This is a genomic window from Veillonella denticariosi JCM 15641 (assembly GCF_002959855.1).
GTDB lineage: Bacteria > Bacillota > Negativicutes > Veillonellales > Veillonellaceae > Veillonella > Veillonella denticariosi.
Map to the genome: position 1 here is coordinate 392,038 of NZ_PPDB01000007.1, position 21,228 is coordinate 413,265.

The following is a 21,228-nucleotide window of genomic DNA, read 5'->3' on the forward strand; positions in this document are numbered from 1 at the left end:
ACCTCCTATTCCTGTACGACACGAGGTACCTTAAAATACCCGTCCTCTGCTTCCGGCGCATTGGATAATGCTAAATCATGATCGAGAGACGGCTTTAATTCATCCTCTCTCAATACGTTCTGCAACGGTACGGCATGAGCCATCGGCTCTACACCATCAAGTTCCAGGGCATTTAGTTCCGCAACATAGGACAAGATGTCGGACAATTCTTTTTCTATATGTGCCATATGATCTTCTTTTACTTCTAATCGTGAAAGCAAGGCAATATTCTTAATTTCCTCTTGGCTGATTTTCATCGATACACATCCTTTCATATTGTATTATTATAATTCATATAGCTTACATTTTCAAAGGCATTAACCATTCCAAGACTTTATGAGCTCCAGAAATTCATCTTCATTCATGACGCGAATTCCCAATTCATTGGCCTTCGTTAATTTGCTGCCGCTGTCTTCTCCTGCCACGACAAGGGTTGTTTTCTTCGAAACGGATCCGGTCACCTTCGCTCCGTGTGCCTCAAGGATTTTACCGGCCTCACTGCGACCCATGGATTCCAATTTTCCCGTTAATACGACGATTTCTCCGTCCATTTCATTGCCTGCAGGCTCAGCCACATCAACGTTCATCTTTAAACCGGCAGCCCGTAACCCTTCAATAATCTCTATATGAGAAGGATCTTCGCGATATTCTACAATACTGTCCGCCATGGTAGGCCCGATTTCCTCTACAGAAACAAGTTCATCCTTCGTGATCGTAAGAAATCTGTCCATAGATTGGACCACATGAGCTATAGTAGCTGCCGCCTTTGCTCCGATGAGACGGATGCCTAAACCGTATAACACTCGATCAAGGCCTCGATTTTTAGAATCGGCGATAGCTTTCACCAGATTCTCCGCCGACTTCGTACCCATTCGTTCCAGCGTAACCAACTGATCCACAGTCAAATGATACAAATCAACTACATTGGTAATCAATTTTGCATTGATCAGATTTTCTATGATACTCGGCCCTAAGCCGTCTATATTCAAAGCGTCGCGTGATGCGAAATGAATAATTTGCTCCTTTTCAATGGCAGGACAGTGCTTATTTGTGCAGCGTACGGCCGCCTCCCCTTCACGTCGAACCGCAGGAAATGAGCATACGGGACATGTACTAGGAATCGTAAATTTAACCTCTGAACCGGTACGTTTTTCAGGTAACACACGGATAACCTCGGGAATGATTTCAGCAGCCTTGTGAATCATCACATGGTCTCCGATTCGGATATCTTTTTCATCGATAAAATCCTGATTATGCAAGGTGACACGACTCACATTCGTGCCGGATACGAATACGGACTCCAATTCACCGGTCGGCGTGAGAACACCGGTTCGCCCCACATTAATCGTTATATCCTTAAGGACCGTTTCCACCTCTTCAGGAGGGTATTTATAAGCTGTAGCCCATTTCGGATCTTTTGCAGTACTACCTAATATCTCCTGGTCATCAAAACTATTGACCTTTATAACCATACCATCCGTATCATATGGTAACTCGTGACGCTTTTCTCTCCAATATTCAATGGCTTCAATAACTTCATCGATTGTCTTACATACGCGATAATGAGGATTAACGGAGAACTTAAAGTTCTCCAAACTGTGTAACAATTCCTCTTGACTACGAATACCTGCACCTTCTTCAGAGCCGATTGCATAAGCGAAAAATGCAAGATTCCGACTGGCCGTAATCGCCGGATCCTGTTGACGCAGGGAACCTGCAGCGGCATTACGGGGATTTACAAAGGTTGGCAAGCCTTCCTCATCACGCTCCTCATTGATGCGTTTAAATTCACTATGAGGCATATACGCTTCACCGCGGATTTCTATGAAATCCGGTGCACTTTCAAGAAATAAGGGGATAGACTTGATGGTACGTACATTAGCCGTTACATCTTCACCGACACGGCCGTCACCACGAGTTACGGCACGTACAAACATACCGTGTTGATAATGTAAATTCACAGCGAGACCGTCAATTTTAAGCTCCACCACATAAGCGGACGGTTTATGCCCCAATTCTTTTTCTACACGCTGAGCGAATCCTCGTACTTCATCAGCATTAAAAACATTGGACAAGCTCAACATGGGACGACCGTGAACAACCTTCTCAAAAGAGCCCTCCACCTTCATGCCTACACGCTGAGTCGGAGACGACGGCACAATATATTCGGGATGTGCGGTTTCCAAATCAACGAGCTCACGATATTTTGTATCATATTCATAATCACTCATTACAGGCGAGTCCTTCACATAGTACAAATACTGCGCATGAGTCAACTCTTTCTGTAATTCTTCTATTCTATCTTTCGGATTCATACTCTATCCTTTTATGTTCAACTACATAAGCTTGCTTCAAGTTTAATGATATGTAGTTATTCTTATATTGAAAAAATCTATATAAAAAAGGTGTTATCCCTTTTTCACTGGTGCGAACTTCGCCATTACCACGCGTACCCCTTGCGTCGGAAATTCAATGGTCAATTTCATACCGGCCCCTTCTCCGGCAACACCGATAACCTTACCCTTCCCCCACTTACTGTGAATTGCGGTATCACCAATCTTCCAATCGGCAATGACTTCATTTCGAATAATCGGCTTTGTTACGGGACGACTGGTTACACTCATATGCTGTGGTACATGACGTTTAATGTCGTCAGGCACCTTTCGTTTAGCACGCAATGAATCAACTAATTCCTCAGGAATCTCATCGATAAAACGGGATGGTAAATAACTACTTGTACGACCAAATACGGTGCGCGTTGTGGCATTTGAGATGAATAGTTCCTTCTCCGCTCTCGTAATTCCCACATAAGCAAGGCGACGTTCCTCTTCAACTTCATCAGGATTCATCAACGTCCGGCTATGCGGAAACAGTCCTTCTTCTAAGCCACATAAGAATACGATAGGAAACTCCAAACCTTTAGCGGCATGCAATGTCATCAAGGTAACCTTAGACTCTTCCTGTTCAAAGGAATCCACATCATTTACAAGGGCGACCTGCTCCAAGAAATCTTCTACTGTACCTGTGGGATTTATATCCTGAAAGTCTTTTGCCACAGACAACAGTTCACCGATATTTTCAGCACGCGCCCGATCCTGCGGATCCGTACTTTCCTCTAATTGTGCAAGATACCCGGTCCTGTCCAAGATAGATTCTAAAATTTCTAAAACAGATTTATCATCCATTTCAGCGACCAACGTGAAAATTAGAATGCCGAATTCTTCCAGCTTTTCTTTTGTCTTGCCCTTGATAGAATCAACCAGGTGTAATTGGGTCAACGTCATAAATAGAGATGTCCCATTAGCACGAGCATATTCCTGTAACTTAGATACCGTAGTTGCACCGATACTTCGCTTTGGAACGTTAATAATCCGCAATAGGCTGAGATCATCGAAGGGATTATATAAAACCCGTAAATAGGCTAAAACATCCTTAATTTCTTTGCGGTCATAGAACTTTGTCCCCCCCACCATCGTATAAGGCAAGGCTCGTTTAATTAATGCTTCCTCAAGTACACGGGACTGAGCATTTGTACGATATAAAATCGCCATATCTCCATATGGCACACCATGAACATCATGCTTTTTGGTGATCGTATCGCCGATGAAAGCCGCCTCTTCATGCTCGGATTGAGCCGTAAAATGCTGAATTTTAGGCCCGTCCACCTTATCGGTCCACAAATTTTTCTCAGGTCGACCTTCATTATTATCGATAACCGCATTAGCCGCATCGAGAATAATCTTTGTAGATCGGTAGTTCTGTTCCAGTTTTATAGATGTACAATTCGGATAATCCTTTTCGAAATCCAGAATATTTTGAATATCCGCCCCGCGCCATGCATAGATACTCTGATCCGCATCGCCTACGACGGCGATATTTTTCCAGTACGAAGATAATAAATACGCCAACAAGTATTGAGCATGGTTCGTATCTTGATATTCGTCAATCATGACGTAACGAAAACGCTTGCTGTATTTATCGAGGACCGCCGCATTTGTCTGCAATAATTTAACAGCTACGAGCAATAAATCATCAAAATCCAATGCATTATTTTTGCGCAGTTCCCGTTCATAATACTCGTATACATCCGCTACCTTTTGTTGGTAAAAGTCACACGCCTGTTTACGGTAATCCGATGCGAACTGTAATTTATTCTTCGCATCTGAAATAGCAGCAATCATAGCCCCCACGGGATAGTATTTATCATCAAGGTTCAACGCCTTCAATGCGGCCTTGATAACAACCTGAGAGTCCGATGTATCATAAATCGTAAAATTACTGTTATAGCCTAAAAAATTATCTAATTCAAAGCGTAAAAACTTAGCACAGAAGCTGTGAAATGTACTGAGCCAGATACGATTGGCCACATCACCTACAAGACCTTCCACACGGCTTTTCATTTCCTTAGCCGCCTTATTGGTGAAAGTAATAGCCAGAATTTCGTAAGGATTGACACCTTGTGCCAATAGGTGAGCAATTCGCACCGTTAACACTTTTGTTTTACCAGATCCGGCACCTGCAAGAATCAATAAAGGGCCTTCCGTATGTTGTACCGCTTTTTGTTGTTCTTTATTCAAACCTGTTAATAACGAATTCATCAGAATACCCCCGAAAGCCCTTAATGATTAGATCTAAAATCAGATTCAATCTATTTTCATCTATATATAAAGACTTAACCTATAACATTACATCTAATCAATATAATTAGGATATTATAGTAAAGTGTTATATAATCCTAAGTCTAATCTTTAATGTTAAATATAATCTATTACATTACATAGAGAACAAGAACGTTGCATAGCAACGTTCCCATTTTACATATCTTATTTCATAGCCCCCAAAATCGGTGGTACAATTTGTTTTTTACGAGACATTGTATTCGGCAGGAATACGGAGTTATCTTTTATATCTTTCCCGAATGCATTTTTTACAACATCATTAACTTCACCGCTGAACAATAATGTGGTACTTTCATCAAGAATATTCGTAATCATAATATATGATGCATCATAATTATTAGCACTGCGAAGCGCTTCCAAGGCGGTAATTAATTCATTTTGTTTAGCCAGAATTTCGGTCGTATCCATAACGGAAATTTGCCCGATAGAAATAGTTTTACCCGCTTCGGAAAATTCCTTCATATCCGTACGAACGATATCATCATTCGTCAAATCGGAAATATCCGCACCTGCTTTCAACATATCCAAGCCGTATACAGCAAGTTCTACACCGGCAATATCAGCAAGCTTATGTGCCATTTCCTTATCTTTTTCCGTACATGTAGGTGAACGGAACAATACGGTATCAGAAATAATGGCAGATAACATTAGTCCGGCAATATTCTTGGGAATGTCCTGATTATTTTCTACATACAACTTACTCAAAATCGTATTAGTACACCCTACCGGCTCCATACGAATAAATACAGGTCCATCCGTTTCAAAGTCGCCAATGCGATGATGATCAATTACACCGCACATATTCATCGTTTTATAGCCATCGATAATTTGTTTAGATTCATTATGATCAGTTAAATATAAATTTCCACCTTCCGGACATGTTTCCTCCCAATTAGTAACAATTGTAGGATGAGCAAAGCCAAAATAATCAAGAACAAAAGCAGTTTCTTTATTCACTGGTCCGGCACATACAGGTGTGGCAGGTGTCCCCATTTGTGTCAAAAAATTAGCAAAGGAAATAGCGGAACAGATAGAATCCGTATCCGGACTTTTATGGCCTGCTACATATGTTTTTACGTCACTCATACTATACCTCTTTTATCAATAAATATATAACTTCATTGACTTAAGTCAATCCGATTTTTAACTTATTCATTATATCATAATTCACACAAAAAAACACGCCACTACTATGTAGTGGCGTGTTTTAAACCATCATAATATACAAAATATTAACGATATTTATTCATGGTCTTTCTTACGGTTAGTCAACAAGCCGGGTCCAAGTTTTTCAATGATGATGAACAACATCGGAATGATAAATATACCGAACAATGTTGCCGTCGTCATTCCTGCGACTACGGTAATCCCCATTGATGTACGAGCACCGGAACCGGCACCAGTAGATACGGCCAACGGTAATACACCGAGGATAAACGCAAAGGATGTCATCAAGATTGGACGCAAACGTATCTTCGCAGCTTCAATAGCTGCATCAACAACATCCATGCCCCGTTCATCGACACGAATCTTAGCATATTCAATAATCAGAATCGCATTTTTCGCCGCTAATCCCACCAAGGTAAGTAAACCGATCTGCATGTAAATATCGTTCGCCAGCTGATACCTGCCCGTAAAATTCAACAAGAACGGTATCAACGATGCACCGATCATACCAGACGGTACGGAGAACAATACGGCAAACGGTACCTTCCAAGATTCATACAAAGCGGCCAAGATCAAGAATACGAATACCAGGCCTAAGCCAAGAATCATAATAGTTTGAGATCCCGCTTTCAACTCTTCACGGGATTGTCCGGCCCAGTCATAAGTATAACCAGCCGGTAATGTTTTAGCAGCTGCGTCTTTCAAAGCATTAATAGCATCACCGGAGGAATAACCATTCGCTTGGGAACCGCCGATTTGTACGGCCATCGCATTATCGAAACGAGTGATACTGGATGGAGTACCGGTTTGTTCCTTCGTAATGTAATTTGATACCGGTACCATCGTTCCTTTACTATTACGAACGGCTAGCATATTAAGATTATCTGCATTCTGACGATATGCATCTTCAGCCTGTACAACAACCTTATAGTTTTTACCGTATGTGGTAAAGTCATTAACCTGAATACTGCCGTAGAAACCTTGTAATGTAGTAAAGATATCGGATATTGCCACTCCATCTTGAGCCGCTTTATCGCGATTTACATCAAATTGTAAGGTTGGGGTGGATGTATCGAATGTTGTATAAATTGATTGAATTGCAGGACTCTTACGCGCTTCCGCTAAGAAATCATTAGCACGTTCAGCCATAACCTGTGCACTATCACCGGACTTATTGATAATATACATACTGAAACCGCCGGTAGTACCAAGGCCCGGAATGGATGGCGGATTCATAGCGATAACAGTAGCCTCCGGTACTTTTTGAGCTGCAAAACCAAATGTTTGACCGATCATAGCATTAATAGATGTATCGGAGGTCGTGCGGTATTTCCAATCAGCCATAGAGGCAAAGATAATACCGGCGCTGGTTTTTTGCCCTCCTCCTAAGATGTCAAAACCGCCTACCGTAAATACTTCCTGGAACAATTGTTCCTCAGGTTTCTTTTCCGGATCATTTTTACGTTCTAAGAACGAAGCAATCTTTTCAAGAGTCGCCATCGTACGATCCATTGTTGCCCCAGGAGGCTCATTGACAGCAATCATATAATACCCGCTGTCCTCCGCCGGTACGAAAGCCGTCGGCAGGAAGTGGAAAATTAACGCTGTACCGCCCGCAAATATAAGCAACGTGATAATCGTTAAGCTCAATCTATGACTCAAGCGAGCTAATTGAAGGCCATACCAATTGCTGAATCTGTCGAGACCTTCATTAAATTTATTCAATTGACGATGCACCCAATTTTCATGATTATTCGGTACATGCGGTTTCAACATCGTTGCACATAGTGCCGGTGTCAATACAAGGGCAATAATGGCGGAGATAACAACGGATACGGCAATGGTCAAAGCGAACTGCTTATACAGGATCCCCGTCATACCGCCCATAAAGGCAACCGGTACGAATACGGCAACCAATACAAAAGCGATACCGATTACAGGGCCCTGTACATTTTCCATCGCTTTGATGGCAGCCTCTTTCGGAGGTAATCCATTGTATTTCAATTCATATTCGACGGCTTCCACCACGACGATAGCATCATCGACGACAAGACCGATAGCCAGCACCATCGCAAACAATGTCAATGTATTGATGGAGAAGTCCAATAAGACAAATGCGCCGAATGTGCCGAGCAATGATACCGGTACGGCAATCATAGGAATGATTGTGGAGCGCCAGGATTGTAAGAATACAAATACTACGACTAACACGAGGAGTAATGCTTCAAAGAAAGTATGCTCAACTTCATTAATAGATGCACTTACGAACTTCGTATTATCGACGACAACGTGATATTCCAGATCAGGCGGGAATGACTTGGATTGCTCTTCCAGCACTTTCTTTACGTTAGCAATTGTTTCAAGTGCATTCGCATCATTTTGCAAGGAAACAGCAAAACCCGCTACCTCTTTATGATTTGTTTTAGCGGAGAAATTATAGTCCTCTGCACCGACCTGAATACGGGAAATATCTTTTAAATGGAGTACTGTACCTTGAGAATTTGTTAATGAAATATTACCGAACTGTTCCGGTGTTACAAGACGCCCCTCAATCTTAATAGGATATTGGAATGCCTGCTGACCATTTGTCGGGTTTTGCCCCACAGTACCGGCCGCAGCCTGCAAGTTCTGAGCCTTAATAGCGGCTGTAACCTCTGAAATGGTAACACCCATTTTCTGCATCTTCGCCGGATCTAACCAGATACGCATGGCATAGTCAGAACCGAATTCCTGTACAGAACCTACGCCTTTAATGGATTTAATCTCATCCATCATATAGTTGGTTCCATAGTTTTTAAGGAATGTAGAATCATAGGTACCATTTGGCGAATTCAATGAGAAAACCATCGCCATATCACCGGACGATTTTGTAGTCGTTACACCTACCGCCTGTACTTCGGACGGCAATTGTGAAAGAGCCGCCTGTACACGGTTTTGAGTGTTAACGGTATCCATATCGGCATCGGTTCCCTGATTAAATTGAATCGTTAAGGAATAGCTGCCGTTACTGGAACTGTTGGACGTCATATAGTCCATATCTTGTACACCTACAATTTGTGTTTCAATAACACTAGCAACCGTATCATTTACGACCTGTGCCGTAGCACCGGTATAGGCAGTATTAACACGGACCGTAGGTGGAGAAATTTGTGGATATCGAGCTACCGGGAGGTTCATCATGGAAATGAGACCTACCAACGTAATAACAATAGCTATTACGATGGCAAAGATAGGCCGATTAATAAAGAATTTCGACACGATCTAGCCTCCTCTTATTTTGTTGACTTCAATTGGTCTTTTGTAAGCATATTAGGGGTTACTTTCACACCGTTCTTAACCTTTGTTAAGCCGTCGACGACAATGGTATCCCCTGCGGATAAACCGGATTTAACAATAGTATTACCATCTGTTGTTCCGCCGATTTCAACAGCTTTCTGTTCAACCACACCGTCTGCATTGACTACATAGATAAAGTTTTTATCCATGATTTGCAAAATCGCACGAGATGGAACCAAGATAGCATTCTTCAATTTTTCCCCCGGTGAAATTACGGTAGCGAACATATTCGGCAATAATAGATGATTAGGATTTGGGAATGACGCTTTCAACACAAGCTTACCTGTGGAGCTGTCAAGACTCTTTGCAGCCTGTACCACCGTACCTAATTCACCATACTCCTTACCATCAGCCAATTTTAATTTTAGATTTGTACCGCTTGTATCATCACCGGAACGATTTTTCATGAAATCGAGATACTCTTGTTCCGTCATGCTGAATTCAACAAAGATCGGATCGATAGAATCAATCGTTACCAATTTCGTGGAACCGGCCTGAACAAAGGTGCCTAAATCTATGTCATCCATGCGAAGTGTACCTGAATACGGTGCATATACTATAGTATCACCTAAATTATCCTGCGCAATCTTAACAGATGCTTCATAAGCGTCATAAGTAGCCTGAGCCTGTTCTGCCGTACTACGTTGTGTATCTACACGTTGTTGAGCGATGGCATCTTCTTTAGCCAAATTTTCATAGCGTTGCAAATCCACCTGAGCATTTTTCAACGTGGCATTGGCCTGTGCCGCCTGTGCCTCTGCATTAGCTAGGCTAGCTTCATACTCGCGGGAATCAATACGATATAACGGTTGCCCCGCTACAACCTGTTCCCCACCTTTAACATATTTTTCCACTACATAACCGGTTACACGGGCATGTACTTCTACAGAATTCTCTGCTACAACAGTACCGCTAAATGTTTGATCCACTTGTGTATCACTGGCGGTTATCTTGTATGCATTAACAGCCACGTCACCGGATTGCTGTTGGTTATTTCCACAGCCAGCAACCATAACAGCTGACACTACGAGAGCCGCCAACATACGGGAATAACGAAACTTCATTATCTATACTCCTTTTCAGAAACTAATCATTTTGGGCGCAATAAAATCACAAATATTACAATTTATTTTACTTTATTCTATTTATGAAGTCAACTTATAAGGACATTCTGAACACAGTAAAATACAGATAAAATCTAGATAAATATTCTTCCATTGTATGCAATAAAAATGGTAAAAATCATTGACATTAAATATTTAAATGTGAACACTTATAACTTTCAAGAATATAAAATTATAAATCACTAGTTTACTTTATTTGCTTTCATTTAATACCGTATAACCATTATCATTCACTAAAATTGCTTCATTATTGTTTATCGGCACTAATGATATCTTATCTTGATAAGTATCTAATGTTTTCTGAGCAGTTTCTTCAAATGGATACTCTCCTATATGCGGCAGAACATAATGATCAAATACATTTAACCCTGCATAATCATCTAATTCAGAGGCTATACTTTTATCATCCATTATGTGATTATATTCAATATTCTCAGACATAATGATTGCCCCTGCGGATTCACCGATATAGAATGCCCCTTCTTTGATTCTTTTAATAAGGACCTTTATAAGATTTTTCTTTTTTATTTCCTGCAATAAATAAAAGGTGTTCCCACCGGATATACATATACATTCCGCCTTTAAAATTTTATCCTTTAAATAGCCTTCATCAAATTTGGTAATATCAATAATTTCAACTTCATACCCTAGCAATCTCAGCATCTTAATACCTTCATCGATATATCCAGTATATGGTTCGACATTTCCGGCAGTAGGAATAAAAATTATTTTATTCGAAACCATTTTTGAAAGATACTTTTTTGTTATACTTTCTGTTCCCGCTAAATATGACATAAGTAAAATTTCCATAAACTATCACCCCTCAAATTTTTTACCACCTATTAATAATAAAATGGTTCTTACTATACAAAAAACCGCCTAAGAATCTACCTAGGCGGTTTTAAAACCACTTAATCGGCTGTTCTCCATCTATTATAGCCGAATAATCTTAAATTTATCTGTAAACATCTACTATTTCTCAAAAAATAAATGTAGGCTTCTTATTTGGTGGAGATGAGGGGAGTCGAACCCCTGTCCAGAAGTGTTGCCATATAGACTTCTCCGAGTACAGTCTATGATTTGAGTCTCAGATTGCTATCGCTCACAGACAAGCTACACAACCCCAGTTCATATTGTCTCGCCTAATTCATATGAGCAACTAAATTAGGCCAGCCTACTGTTTGACGTCCATTCACACTTGGTAGGCACAAGTATGAGGGACGTAGCTTATGCAGCTAATGCAAAATTTTCTTCTGCGTTTAAATGTTTTTCCACCGTTTTACGGCCTCATGGAACGCCGACTCGCTATCTATACCACACGCACTCCTGTCGAAACCTTTACATCCCCGTGCGTCGGTTAGATAATTATAAGCCTATTTATACGCACTGTCAATTTAAGCAATTAAATATTGCTCATAGCCTGTTTCAAATACCTGCACACATAATCGATCTGTTCTCTAGTATGCGCGGCAGTTACGGTTAGCCTGATTCTGCTTTCACCGACAGGAACCGTCGGCGGACGAATGGCAGTTCCGATAATACAGGATTCCCAAAGTGAATGAGATACCGCCAAGACATCTTCGTTGTTACCGATTATAATCGGAAATATCGGTGTCGTATCCGTTGCCTCTATGCCGAATATTCTTAATGCTCGAGCCATATAAGCCACATTATCCCGTAGTCGTTCATAAATATCAATATCGGTTTCAATCAAATTAAGAGCCGTCAATGCAGCACCTATATCAGCCGGTGATAATGCCGTTGAAAATATAAAACTGCGACTGAAATTGACAAGATAATCGACAATGACCTTTGACGCAGCCACATAGCCGCCTACGGAACCCAAGGCTTTACTCAATGTGCCTAACTGAATATCCACAAGTCCGTCCAAGCCAAAATGGGCTGATGTTCCGTGCCCCTCGCCGATAACACCTGTAGCATGAGCGTCATCGACCATGATCAGCGCATTATATTCTCGGCTCAATTCATATAGAGTATCCAACGGTGCTATATCACCATCCATACTGAATACGCCATCCGTAACAATTAACTTACGCGTATCCTTCGATACGTTGTTGAGTAGATATGTTAAATGCTCCGTATCACAATGTCGATACGTCTGTATAGCAGCTTTACTTAGACGACAACCGTCAATGATGCTGGCGTGATTTAGCGCATCACTGAAAATAATGCTGTTTTTGTCGCACAAGGCAGATATCGTTCCTACATTCGCCATATACCCCGTATTAAAAATCAAGGCACTCTCGGAATGTTTAAACTTTGCAATGGCTCGCTCCAGCTCTGTAAACAGAGGAAATGTGCCCGATACAAGACGAGCTCCGCCGGATCCGGTCCCATATTTCTGTACGGCCTCCATAGCCGCAGATTGTATGCGGCTGTCAAAGGTCAGGCCCAGATAATTATTCGAGGCCATCATCAGATACTCTCTATCATCATACACTACACTCACCGCATCTATAGGATGATACTCTTTAATAGTCCTGAAATTATGACTAATTTCTTTATCTTTTAATTGTTGTTGAAAGTATTCGTACATCTTTTCACCATTCAACTAATACCGGAGCAGACTCCAAATAAGCGATTAATTTTGATATATCTGTTCCCGATTTAACAAAAAAGATACGCCCTCCTATGGATGAACCCATTTCTTTCATATGAGGAAGACGATGATATACACCGTTACAGGCGACATAGCCTACCGTATAATCCGGGTCATCGGACCAGCACAATTCACCAACAATGCCTTCACAGGATTGTACCTTTGAGGCTAATACAAGAGCCTCGCGCATATGTTCATTCATATTGTACATACTTAGATCTGAGCAGGTGTCCATGTGACTGACACGCACGCCTCGCTGACCTTCATCAAGGCGTTCACCAGAAACGAAATCAATCAACATAGCGCCGCGCATAGATGTTGATAAGCCACATAATAAAGATACCCCTTTATCAACGGACGTAGAAGTAATTTCAGTTTTACTCAAAAGTTTCTTTGCCAGTAAACGCGCATCGGATACGTCGGAGGTTTCATGCTCCTCTACGTCCAACACGGGGATATGCCGTATGGAATCCGTCGGTACAAGATCGACAGTGATATTGATAAAATCAGCAACTCCTTTACTATGATGTAAAGCTCGATCAGCTAAGGACTGCACCATAGTCCCTACCTGATCCATCGTAACGATACGCTCTGCACCGGAAATATGATGTCCTCCCGATTCATGAGGGCCTCCTTGAGCAGCACGCATACGTATGCTATATAAGGGTTTCATCATAACACCTTCCCTTTTACGGAGTGATGTTGAGGTACCTGATTATGAATTTTCTGGAATACTTTCACAAATACGGGAGCCATAATAACGGTGAAAATCATACCCGGTACGGCCAATCCGATCATTGGCAACGCCGCTTTTCCGATATATAGAGATAGCGATAGTCTTGCTAAAGCCGATGCGATAGGGCCGGATATGATAATGCCGACCATATGATTATGACATACCCACAAAATCAACCCTACAATCAGTCTGAACTGCATAGCAATCATCACATTCAATATGGTTTGTGTCCCCAGTGCCAAACCTATTAAGCTCGATAAACAACCGCTGATAATGTACTTCTTAAATCCGAATACGGCGCAAATTGCCACCGCCAAAGGTGCAGACAGTTGAAATTCTATGCCCGGTATAACATTTGGAATTTTGATTGCCCCCAACACAGTGATCATAGCCGTTAAAATTGCGATTTCCGTAATGTACCTGATGTTCTGATTCATGATAATCTCCTCTACCCAGATAATGTTAACCACAAACTATTATTACAGTTTACATTATAATTAGAGAATCATAATTATACAAGAAAAAACTGCATCTCAAATTATGAAATGCAGTTAACAATAAGCTACAGAACAGCACATCGCTGTAAGATCAATATTTCTGTTGTTCCTTCAAACGTTTTTCTATATCGCGTTTCGCATCGCGTTCCGCCATATCCTGACGCTTATCGTAAAGTTTTTTGCCCGTTACGAGACCGACCGTAACCTTTACATAACCGCGACTGAAATGAAAGTTTAACGGCACCAATGAATATCCCTTTTCCTTCACCTGCGCATGCAATTTATTGATTTCCGATTTATGCATCAATAACTTCCGGGTCCGTTCCGGCTCATGATTAAAGCGGTTTCCCTGCTCATAAGGACTGATATGCACGCCGTAGAGTAACAGTTCTCCCTTATCAATGCGACAGAAACTATCCTTTAAATTCAATTTTCCCTGCCGAATGGATTTAATTTCCGTCCCCGTCAGAGCAATGCCGGCTTCATAGGTTTCATGAATGTTAAAATCATGACGCGCCTTACGATTATCAGCAATAAGCGACGGATTTGCTTGTTTTGCCATATGGCCTCCTATCGTTTACGTTTTCCCTTAGACTTTTTCGAACCGCTTCGTTTCGATGTTTTATGAGATTTCTTACGGCTTGATTTACCTTTACCAGATTTACTTTTAAAAGCATCATATTTCGAACGACCGGAACCGTCCTTACGAGAAGACTGCTTTCTACGCCCCTTCGTTTTGGATCCGCCCGACTTGCGAGTCCCACTACTTCTACGAGAATCACCGTAATCCGAGTCATTGTTCAGTTGTTCCTGAATCGCCGCCAAATTATCAACTTCTCCGAGAACAAAATCAATCTGTTTCTTCTCTACATCGGCTTTCACCAAAGTTACTGTTACGGTTTCCCCTAATCGATATATGCGTCCGGTCCGTTTGCCTACAAGGACGAAATGCTCTTCGTCAAAAAAGTAGTAATCATCCGTCATCATACTGATATGAACGAGACCGTCAATGCCGTTTTCGAGTTCCACGAACATACCGAAAGATGTGATACTCGAAATAATACCAGTAAATACCTCACCTACAAAAGGAACCATATACTGAGTCTTCTTCAAGTCCGTCGTTTCCCGTTCCGCTTCGGTCGCGACCTGTTCCTGAATCGATGAATGTTCCGCAGCACGTACTAAAAATTCCTCATCCACATCTCGTTTACTATATCCGTTAGGCCAGTGCATATCGGCTTTCAATAAACGATGCACCATTAAATCCGGATATCGACGGATCGGTGATGTAAAATGCGTATAACAGGTGGATGCCAGGCCGAAATGGCCCACATTTTCCACACTGTACTTAGCCTGCTGCATAGATCGCAACGCCATAATCTGAGCAACTTGTTCGATATCTTTTCCCTTTACCGTATCGAGAATTTTTTGAAAATCTCGCGGTGTAACACCATCAGCACCGAGAAAGAGGTTATCACCTAGATAGTTGAGAACCTTTTGAAAGAGTGATAATTTCTCCTCGTTAGGAATTTCATGAATACGATATACGGATGCCCGATGTGTATCCTTTAAATGGGTGGCTACCGTTTCGTTGGCGATGAGCATGCATTCCTCAATGAGGCGCTCAGCTAAGGTTCTGTCACGTTTAACAATGCGCAGTGGCGTACCTTCCGAATCAAGTAACACCTTGTACTCAGGAAAATCAAAATCCAGTGCACCACGTTGACGACGCATACGGTTAAGAATATTCGCAATCTCCGCTAAATCCCGTAACATTGGCATAAAATCCGACAAATCAGGAGGAATAATGTCTTCTGCCAAAGCCTTGTAGACCTCTTTATAGCTGCAACGTCGTCCTACGTTGATAATGGAATGTTTAATACGGTAGTTTACCACTTGACCTGCTTCGTCAATTTCCATCATACAGGTCATAGCATATCGATCTTCATGCGCATTTAAACTGCAGATACCGTTTGATAACACCTCCGGCAGCATAGGTACGACACGGTCTACCAAATATACGGAGGTGCCCCGTTTATAGGCTTCTTTATCGATGGCCTGACCGGATATTACATAATGACTGACATCCGCAATATGAACACCCAGTTCGTAATTACCGTTCGGCAGCTTGCGCCCGCTTACGGCATCATCCAGATCCTTTGCATCTTCACCATCTATGGTAACCATCTGTAAATCTCTGAGATCCCATCGCTTTGGATCATCATAAATAATCGTATCGATGTCGATGCGCTGACTGGCCTTGATTACATCGTCAGGAAATGAGAACGGGATCTTATGATTCGCCATAATACAGTTGATATCAAGTCCCACATCTCCCTTATAACCGAGAATCTCCGTAATGACCCCTTCCGGTTTTTTGTCCTCTTCAGGCCACTTTATAATCTTCACCAATACCTTGGCACCACTGCGGGCATCCAAAGTATTTTCAAGTGCTACGAACACATCTGTACCGATTCTTTCATCATCAGGTACGACAAAGCCGAAATTCTGTTGCCGATCATAGGTACCGACTATAGTTTCATTGGCACGTTCGATAATATCTACAATGAGACCTTCCCGCTTGTGGTTGATATAGGTGGACGGAATAACGCGAACACGTACCTTATCATTATGCATGGCGGTACCTTTATATTTTTCCGGAATATAAATATCATCTTCCCCTTCAGGCATGATGACAAATCCGAAAGATTTACGATACCCCTTATATATTCCTTCATATTCATCATAGTGTTGTTCTTGGTACATATATACATCAGGGCGTATAGACTGCAAATTTCCTTCTTTTTTAAGGCTATGAGCAGCCCAAATAAACCGCTCCAAATCTTTGCCGCCCTTAATATGATTATCTACAGCGGCATCCTCGATATGATATGCATGTGGTTCTATGGATTTATAAAACTCTAATACTTTCTTCTTCAAGACTCCACATCCTTTAATATAAAAAATAAAAGCCTGCAATGCAGGCTTTCATCATTAGAATTGATTAATCATTGCTCCTAATACTAAGCTCAACACAGCAAAGATAATCCCCAATATAATCGTACATCTGGACAAGAAACCGTCTAAACCTCGTTCCTTACCGCCAAATGAGGAATCCGCGGCACCGGATACGGCCCCCCCCATACCGGAACTCTTACTGTTCTGTGCTATTACAACCACAATTAATAATACGGATACGATTATTTCTAGGACCATAAAAATATTTGTCACTGTTGTCTTCCTTCCTGTGAGACTCCGACGGAGTCCAATACACGATGCTCTAAATACTTCTCTAATTTACGTTTAACCCTTTGTAACGCATTGTCTATCGATTTAACGCTGCGCTCCGTGACCTTCGCCATTTCCTGGTAAGATCGTCCATCAAGATAACCTTCCAAAACCTCCCACTCAAGATCACTCAAAATATGACCGATATTGCGCTCAATATCATCCAGTTCCTCTTGGCTGATAATCAGTTCCTCCGGATTTGTAACCTTTGCGGAAGACAGCATTTCAATCAAAGTTCGCTCCGATTCCTCCGTATAAACAGGTTTGTTTAACGATATATAGGAGTTTAACGGTGCATGTTTCTGGCGCGTGGCGGACTTGATAGCCGTTATGATTTGCCTTGTAATACATAGTTCAGCAAAAGCCCTGAATGATGCTAATTTGTCGTGTTTAAAATCACGAGTAGCCTTATAAAGCCCGATCATTCCTTCTTGGATGATGTCCTCGCGATCGGCCCCTACGAGAAAATAGGAACGAGCTTTAGCACGAACAAAGTTCTTATATTTATTGACTATATAATCGATTGCAAACTCATTTTGCTCTTTCTGAGCAATGACCACAACTTGCTCATCGGTCATTTCTTTGAAATTGTAATCGGACTTGCGTGTATGAATCGTCTTCATAGTGTGCTCCTCCTTACAATCACGAGAGAAAACCCAATATAATTTATTATACTGAAAGCATCTATGATTTTCAACTATTTAGTTTGTCTCTGTCGCACGGCCTCATACATGAGAACAGCTGCCGCTACAGATGCATTCAGAGAATTCAGACGACCATACATCGGAATTGTAACGAGAAAATCGCACGCTTCCTTTACGATGCGACTGATGCCCTTTCCTTCATTCCCGATAACGAGAACCGTAGGAACCGTCATATCAGCTTCGTACAAGGTTCTGTCGCCCTCCATATGAGCACCCAGGACCCAAAAACCCCGCTTTTGTAGTTGCTTGACCGTCTGCGCCACATTACCGACTTGAACAAGTGGAATTTGTTCTATAGCACCGGCTGAGGTCTTGGCTACAGTAGCATTAATCGGTGCGTTATGTCGCTTCGGAATGAGTACCGCCGTAGCACCGACACATTCGGCCGTTCGAATGATAGCCCCCATATTATGAGGATCCTCCACACCATCCGTAAGAATCAGTAACGGTACTTCATGGTCGGTCTCTTGCAATACTTCACCTAACTCTTTGAATTGTACGGCGGACACGAACGCGATAACCCCCTGATGAGGTACATCAAGTTCATACTTATTCATCTGCTTAATCGGTGTAGGTCGCACCTCAATTCCGTGAGATTTTGCAAGGCCCACAATATCGGCAAGCCCTGTTTTAACCTTATCCTCACTGACCAGAATGCGTTGAATGGAGCGCCCGCTTTTAAGGGCTTCCTTGACCGCATTACGGCCTACGATGTAATTATCCATGATTCATACCTTGTAAAGTCGCGGAAAAAGCTTCACGCATCAACATTTGTAAACGTTCATCCTGTCGTGTTTCATACAGAAATCCCAGAACCGCCTCAAAGGCGGTACTGCTGCGATACTCCTGAACAGAACTGCTTTTAGGGACATTCACATGACTGTTTCTGGCCCGTCTCGCTACAGCCTGTTCATCTTCCGTGAAAGTAGTCTCCAACACCTGCAACACCTTTGCTTGAGACCTTGCACAGATAAACTCGGTCACAATGGTGTGCAATACCTGCACCTTAGAAATATTCATCTGCACCACGCGCTCCCGAACGTACATTGAGTATACAGCATCCCCAATATAGGCGAGCATCACCGCATCCGCGCCAAGGGCATCCTCAATTGTACGACTGCGTAAATGCATGGGTTCTTTATCTAACTGATGTAATTTTTTAACGGCTTCATTTCTTAAGAACTGAAATTGTTTAAACTTCACGTTTTTTCCACCGTGCCCCTTGAGGAGAATCTTCAATAACAATACCGATATCCGATAGACGATCTCTGATGCAGTCCGCCAATGCCCATTGTTTTTGATCTCGACAAGCCTGACGAACAGATAGGATAACTTGCATCAATTCTTCATATTCCGCAGCATTAGCACCGGTATTACCTTCCCATGCCTTTTCAAGAACACCGATAATTTCCGTCATGAATTTAAAGATACGTTTTACTTCGGCAATAGCCTCTTGACATACAACGCCGTTACGGCTTGAAACCTCCTGATAATAAATGTTGATTTCTTTTGCCAAGCCGAACATACTGGACGTAGCCAATGCCGTATTAAAATCATCGCTCATAGCGGCTTCAAATTCTTCTTCATACGTCTTCGCTCGAGCCAGTAAACGTTGCGCTTCATCACATTCGCCCGCTTCACAACCTTCCAAATACAATAGATTTTCAATAGCTGTACTTAAACGTTCCAAAGACTTATTAGCCTCTTCAAGACGTTCATCGGAGAAATCCAACGGACTTCTATAATGAGTACTCAACAAAAAGTACCGCAAAGCATCCGGACTATATTGCTCTAAAATATCTTTTACCAAGAAAAAGTTATTCAGAGATTTCGACATTTTTTCGGAGTTAATCGTGATAAACCCATTATGCAGCCAGTAACGTACTGCCGGATGTTGTCCGGAACAACCTTCGGACTGAGCGATTTCATTTTCATGATGAGGGAAGATCAAATCACTGCCGCCGCCATGGAAATCAAATTCCGTACCGAGATATTTCTGGCTCATGGCGGAACATTCGATATGCCAGCCCGGACGACCGTTGCCCCACGGACTTTCCCAGTACGGTTCACCCGGTTTAGCAGCTTTCCATAAAGCGAAATCCATCGGATTATGTTTACGCCCGTCCACCTCAATACGAGCACCGGCTTCCATATCATCTAATGTACGTCCGGATAATTCGCCATAATGATCGAATTTTTCAACGCTGTAATATACGTCGCCGTCAAGTTCATAGGCATACCCCTTTTCAATCAAGGTGCTGATCATGGCGATGATATCATCAATATGTGTAGACACGCGAGGGTAAATATCCGCACGCTGTACACCAAGCGCATCCATCACCTCAAAGTAACTGTCGATATAACGATTTGCAATAGTAACCCAAGATACGCCTTCCCCATTGGATGTATTAATAATTTTATCATCCACATCGGTGAAGTTTTGCACATATGTAACCTTATAGCCTACATGCTTCATATACCGGCGGATTACATCCCATGTTACGAACGGACGCGCATTACCGATATGAGGATGATTATATGGTGTTACACCACATACATACATCTTGGCTTCCCCCGGTGTTACAGGAGAGAACACCTCTTTTTGACGCGTCATAGTATTATAAACTGTAATTTCTCTCATCGTTGCCGATGCCTCCATCTTTTATAAAATAAAAAAGACCCCTCATCTCATACAGAGACGATGGTCCGCGGTTCCACTCTGTTAGGTACATTCATACCCACTCGACGCATAACGGCGCGTGACCGGACAAACCTACCTATAATCGGAATGTCAGCTCGTGAATGCATTTCATCTACCTATCCTTGGACCCTCCCACCATCGATCCTCGCTAAAAAGTTAGTTGTAGAGTACTTCTTTCAGTCTCAGCTATTAATATATAACCTATTTAAATATGTAATAATTGTACCAATTACACCATATAATGTCAATGATAATACGACAAATCCTCATCCGCGAAGATCATGTGCTTACCCTTTTAAACACAATAGAGTCATTCGAGAATGAGGATTAACATCGT

Annotated in this window: 17 protein-coding genes, 1 other RNA gene and 1 other annotated feature; all 18 genes read right to left on the reverse strand. The window is 41.9% G+C overall.

The window, feature by feature from the left end; translation table 11 throughout:
- Positions 1 to 5 precede the first annotated feature (5 nt).
- The 18 genes from gatC to cysS all read right to left on the reverse strand — a co-directional run bounded on the left by gatC (position 6) and on the right by cysS (position 20,831).
- On the reverse strand, positions 6 to 296 hold the full coding sequence (gene gatC / locus VEHSUH05_RS07355; protein ID WP_054673477.1) for an Asp-tRNA(Asn)/Glu-tRNA(Gln) amidotransferase subunit GatC: 291 nt from the start codon (positions 294 to 296) through the stop codon (positions 6 to 8).
- 60 nt (positions 297 to 356) lie between these two features.
- Positions 357 to 2,354 carry an NAD-dependent DNA ligase LigA gene (ligA, locus tag VEHSUH05_RS07360; RefSeq protein WP_105091202.1) on the reverse strand — a complete coding sequence of 666 codons (1,998 nt, stop codon included), beginning with the start codon at positions 2,352 to 2,354 and terminating at the stop codon, positions 357 to 359.
- A 93-nt stretch (positions 2,355 to 2,447) separates the two neighbouring features.
- The gene (gene pcrA / locus VEHSUH05_RS07365; RefSeq protein WP_105091203.1) at positions 2,448 to 4,637 is read right to left on the reverse strand and encodes a DNA helicase PcrA; all 2,190 of its coding nucleotides are present in this window, start codon (positions 4,635 to 4,637) and stop codon (positions 2,448 to 2,450) included.
- 225 nt (positions 4,638 to 4,862) lie between these two features.
- Positions 4,863 to 5,804: a manganese-dependent inorganic pyrophosphatase gene (locus VEHSUH05_RS07370; RefSeq protein ID WP_105091204.1), complete on the reverse strand. Its 942-nt coding sequence runs from the start codon at positions 5,802 to 5,804 to the stop codon at positions 4,863 to 4,865.
- 156 nt (positions 5,805 to 5,960) lie between these two features.
- Positions 5,961 to 9,143, reverse strand: a complete 3,183-nt coding sequence (locus tag VEHSUH05_RS07375) for an efflux RND transporter permease subunit (RefSeq protein ID WP_105091205.1) — start codon at positions 9,141 to 9,143, stop codon at positions 5,961 to 5,963.
- A 14-nt stretch (positions 9,144 to 9,157) separates the two neighbouring features.
- On the reverse strand, positions 9,158 to 10,285 hold the full coding sequence (locus VEHSUH05_RS07380) for an efflux RND transporter periplasmic adaptor subunit (protein ID WP_105091206.1): 1,128 nt from the start codon (positions 10,283 to 10,285) through the stop codon (positions 9,158 to 9,160).
- A gap of 252 nt (positions 10,286 to 10,537) precedes the next feature.
- On the reverse strand, positions 10,538 to 11,155 hold the full coding sequence (locus VEHSUH05_RS07385; RefSeq protein WP_105091207.1) for a Type 1 glutamine amidotransferase-like domain-containing protein: 618 nt from the start codon (positions 11,153 to 11,155) through the stop codon (positions 10,538 to 10,540).
- A 196-nt stretch (positions 11,156 to 11,351) separates the two neighbouring features.
- Positions 11,352 to 11,693, reverse strand: a transfer-messenger RNA (tmRNA) gene (gene ssrA, locus VEHSUH05_RS07390).
- A 54-nt stretch (positions 11,694 to 11,747) separates the two neighbouring features.
- Entirely contained in the window at positions 11,748 to 12,902 is a 1,155-nt protein-coding gene (gene bioF, locus VEHSUH05_RS07395) for an 8-amino-7-oxononanoate synthase (RefSeq protein ID WP_105091399.1), read from the reverse strand.
- Positions 12,903 to 12,906: 4 nt separating this feature from the next.
- Complete coding sequence (locus tag VEHSUH05_RS07400; protein WP_105091208.1) at positions 12,907 to 13,638, reverse strand: 6-carboxyhexanoate--CoA ligase; 732 nt, start codon at positions 13,636 to 13,638, stop codon at positions 12,907 to 12,909.
- Positions 13,638 to 14,138, reverse strand: a complete 501-nt coding sequence (locus tag VEHSUH05_RS07405) for a hypothetical protein (RefSeq protein WP_038115192.1) — start codon at positions 14,136 to 14,138, stop codon at positions 13,638 to 13,640. Before VEHSUH05_RS07405 ends, VEHSUH05_RS07400 begins: the two co-directional genes overlap by 1 nt.
- 151 nt (positions 14,139 to 14,289) lie before the next feature.
- Positions 14,290 to 14,760, reverse strand: coding sequence for an SsrA-binding protein SmpB (gene smpB / locus VEHSUH05_RS07410; RefSeq protein WP_054673490.1), 471 nt, complete (start codon positions 14,758 to 14,760; stop codon positions 14,290 to 14,292).
- Between the two features lie 8 nt (positions 14,761 to 14,768).
- Positions 14,769 to 17,138, reverse strand: a complete 2,370-nt coding sequence (gene rnr / locus VEHSUH05_RS07415; RefSeq protein WP_105091209.1) for a ribonuclease R — start codon at positions 17,136 to 17,138, stop codon at positions 14,769 to 14,771.
- A 54-nt stretch (positions 17,139 to 17,192) separates the two neighbouring features.
- On the reverse strand, positions 17,193 to 17,414 hold the full coding sequence (gene secG / locus VEHSUH05_RS07420) for a preprotein translocase subunit SecG (protein WP_038116018.1): 222 nt from the start codon (positions 17,412 to 17,414) through the stop codon (positions 17,193 to 17,195).
- 11 nt (positions 17,415 to 17,425) lie between these two features.
- Entirely contained in the window at positions 17,426 to 18,109 is a 684-nt protein-coding gene (gene sigH, locus VEHSUH05_RS07425; RefSeq protein ID WP_105091210.1) for an RNA polymerase sporulation sigma factor SigH, read from the reverse strand.
- Between the two features lie 74 nt (positions 18,110 to 18,183).
- A complete protein-coding gene (rlmB, locus tag VEHSUH05_RS07430; protein WP_105091211.1) occupies positions 18,184 to 18,915 on the reverse strand; it encodes a 23S rRNA (guanosine(2251)-2'-O)-methyltransferase RlmB in 732 nt (243 codons plus the stop codon).
- Positions 18,908 to 19,393 (reverse strand): Mini-ribonuclease 3, encoded by a 486-nt coding sequence (locus VEHSUH05_RS07435; protein ID WP_038115206.1) that lies wholly within the window; start codon positions 19,391 to 19,393, stop codon positions 18,908 to 18,910. The genes rlmB and VEHSUH05_RS07435 overlap by 8 nt, the downstream gene beginning before the upstream one ends.
- Positions 19,383 to 20,831, reverse strand: a complete 1,449-nt coding sequence (gene cysS, locus VEHSUH05_RS07440) for a cysteine--tRNA ligase (RefSeq protein ID WP_105091400.1) — start codon at positions 20,829 to 20,831, stop codon at positions 19,383 to 19,385. Before cysS ends, VEHSUH05_RS07435 begins: the two co-directional genes overlap by 11 nt.
- 50 nt (positions 20,832 to 20,881) lie before the next feature.
- Positions 20,882 to 21,084: a binding site (T-box leader), on the reverse strand.
- Positions 21,085 to 21,228: the final 144 nt, after the last annotated feature.

Excerpts from the sequence above, each read along its gene's own strand:
- gatC (WP_054673477.1), bottom strand. The coding sequence starts at position 296 with ATGAAAATCAGCCAAGAGGAAATTAAGAATATTGCCTTGCTTTCACGA.
- ligA (WP_105091202.1), bottom strand. The coding sequence starts at position 2,354 with ATGAATCCGAAAGATAGAATAGAAGAATTACAGAAAGAGTTGACTCAT.
- pcrA (WP_105091203.1), bottom strand. The coding sequence starts at position 4,637 with ATGAATTCGTTATTAACAGGTTTGAATAAAGAACAACAAAAAGCGGTA.
- VEHSUH05_RS07370 (WP_105091204.1), bottom strand. The coding sequence starts at position 5,804 with ATGAGTGACGTAAAAACATATGTAGCAGGCCATAAAAGTCCGGATACG.
- VEHSUH05_RS07380 (WP_105091206.1), bottom strand. The coding sequence starts at position 10,285 with ATGAAGTTTCGTTATTCCCGTATGTTGGCGGCTCTCGTAGTGTCAGCT.
- VEHSUH05_RS07385 (WP_105091207.1), bottom strand. The coding sequence starts at position 11,155 with ATGGAAATTTTACTTATGTCATATTTAGCGGGAACAGAAAGTATAACA.
- bioF (WP_105091399.1), bottom strand. The coding sequence starts at position 12,902 with ATGTACGAATACTTTCAACAACAATTAAAAGATAAAGAAATTAGTCAT.
- VEHSUH05_RS07400 (WP_105091208.1), bottom strand. The coding sequence starts at position 13,638 with ATGAAACCCTTATATAGCATACGTATGCGTGCTGCTCAAGGAGGCCCT.
- VEHSUH05_RS07405 (WP_038115192.1), bottom strand. The coding sequence starts at position 14,138 with ATGAATCAGAACATCAGGTACATTACGGAAATCGCAATTTTAACGGCT.
- smpB (WP_054673490.1), bottom strand. The coding sequence starts at position 14,760 with ATGGCAAAACAAGCAAATCCGTCGCTTATTGCTGATAATCGTAAGGCG.
- secG (WP_038116018.1), bottom strand. The coding sequence starts at position 17,414 with ATGGTCCTAGAAATAATCGTATCCGTATTATTAATTGTGGTTGTAATA.
- sigH (WP_105091210.1), bottom strand. The coding sequence starts at position 18,109 with ATGAAGACGATTCATACACGCAAGTCCGATTACAATTTCAAAGAAATG.
- rlmB (WP_105091211.1), bottom strand. The coding sequence starts at position 18,915 with ATGGATAATTACATCGTAGGCCGTAATGCGGTCAAGGAAGCCCTTAAA.
- cysS (WP_105091400.1), bottom strand. The coding sequence starts at position 20,831 with ATGAGAGAAATTACAGTTTATAATACTATGACGCGTCAAAAAGAGGTG.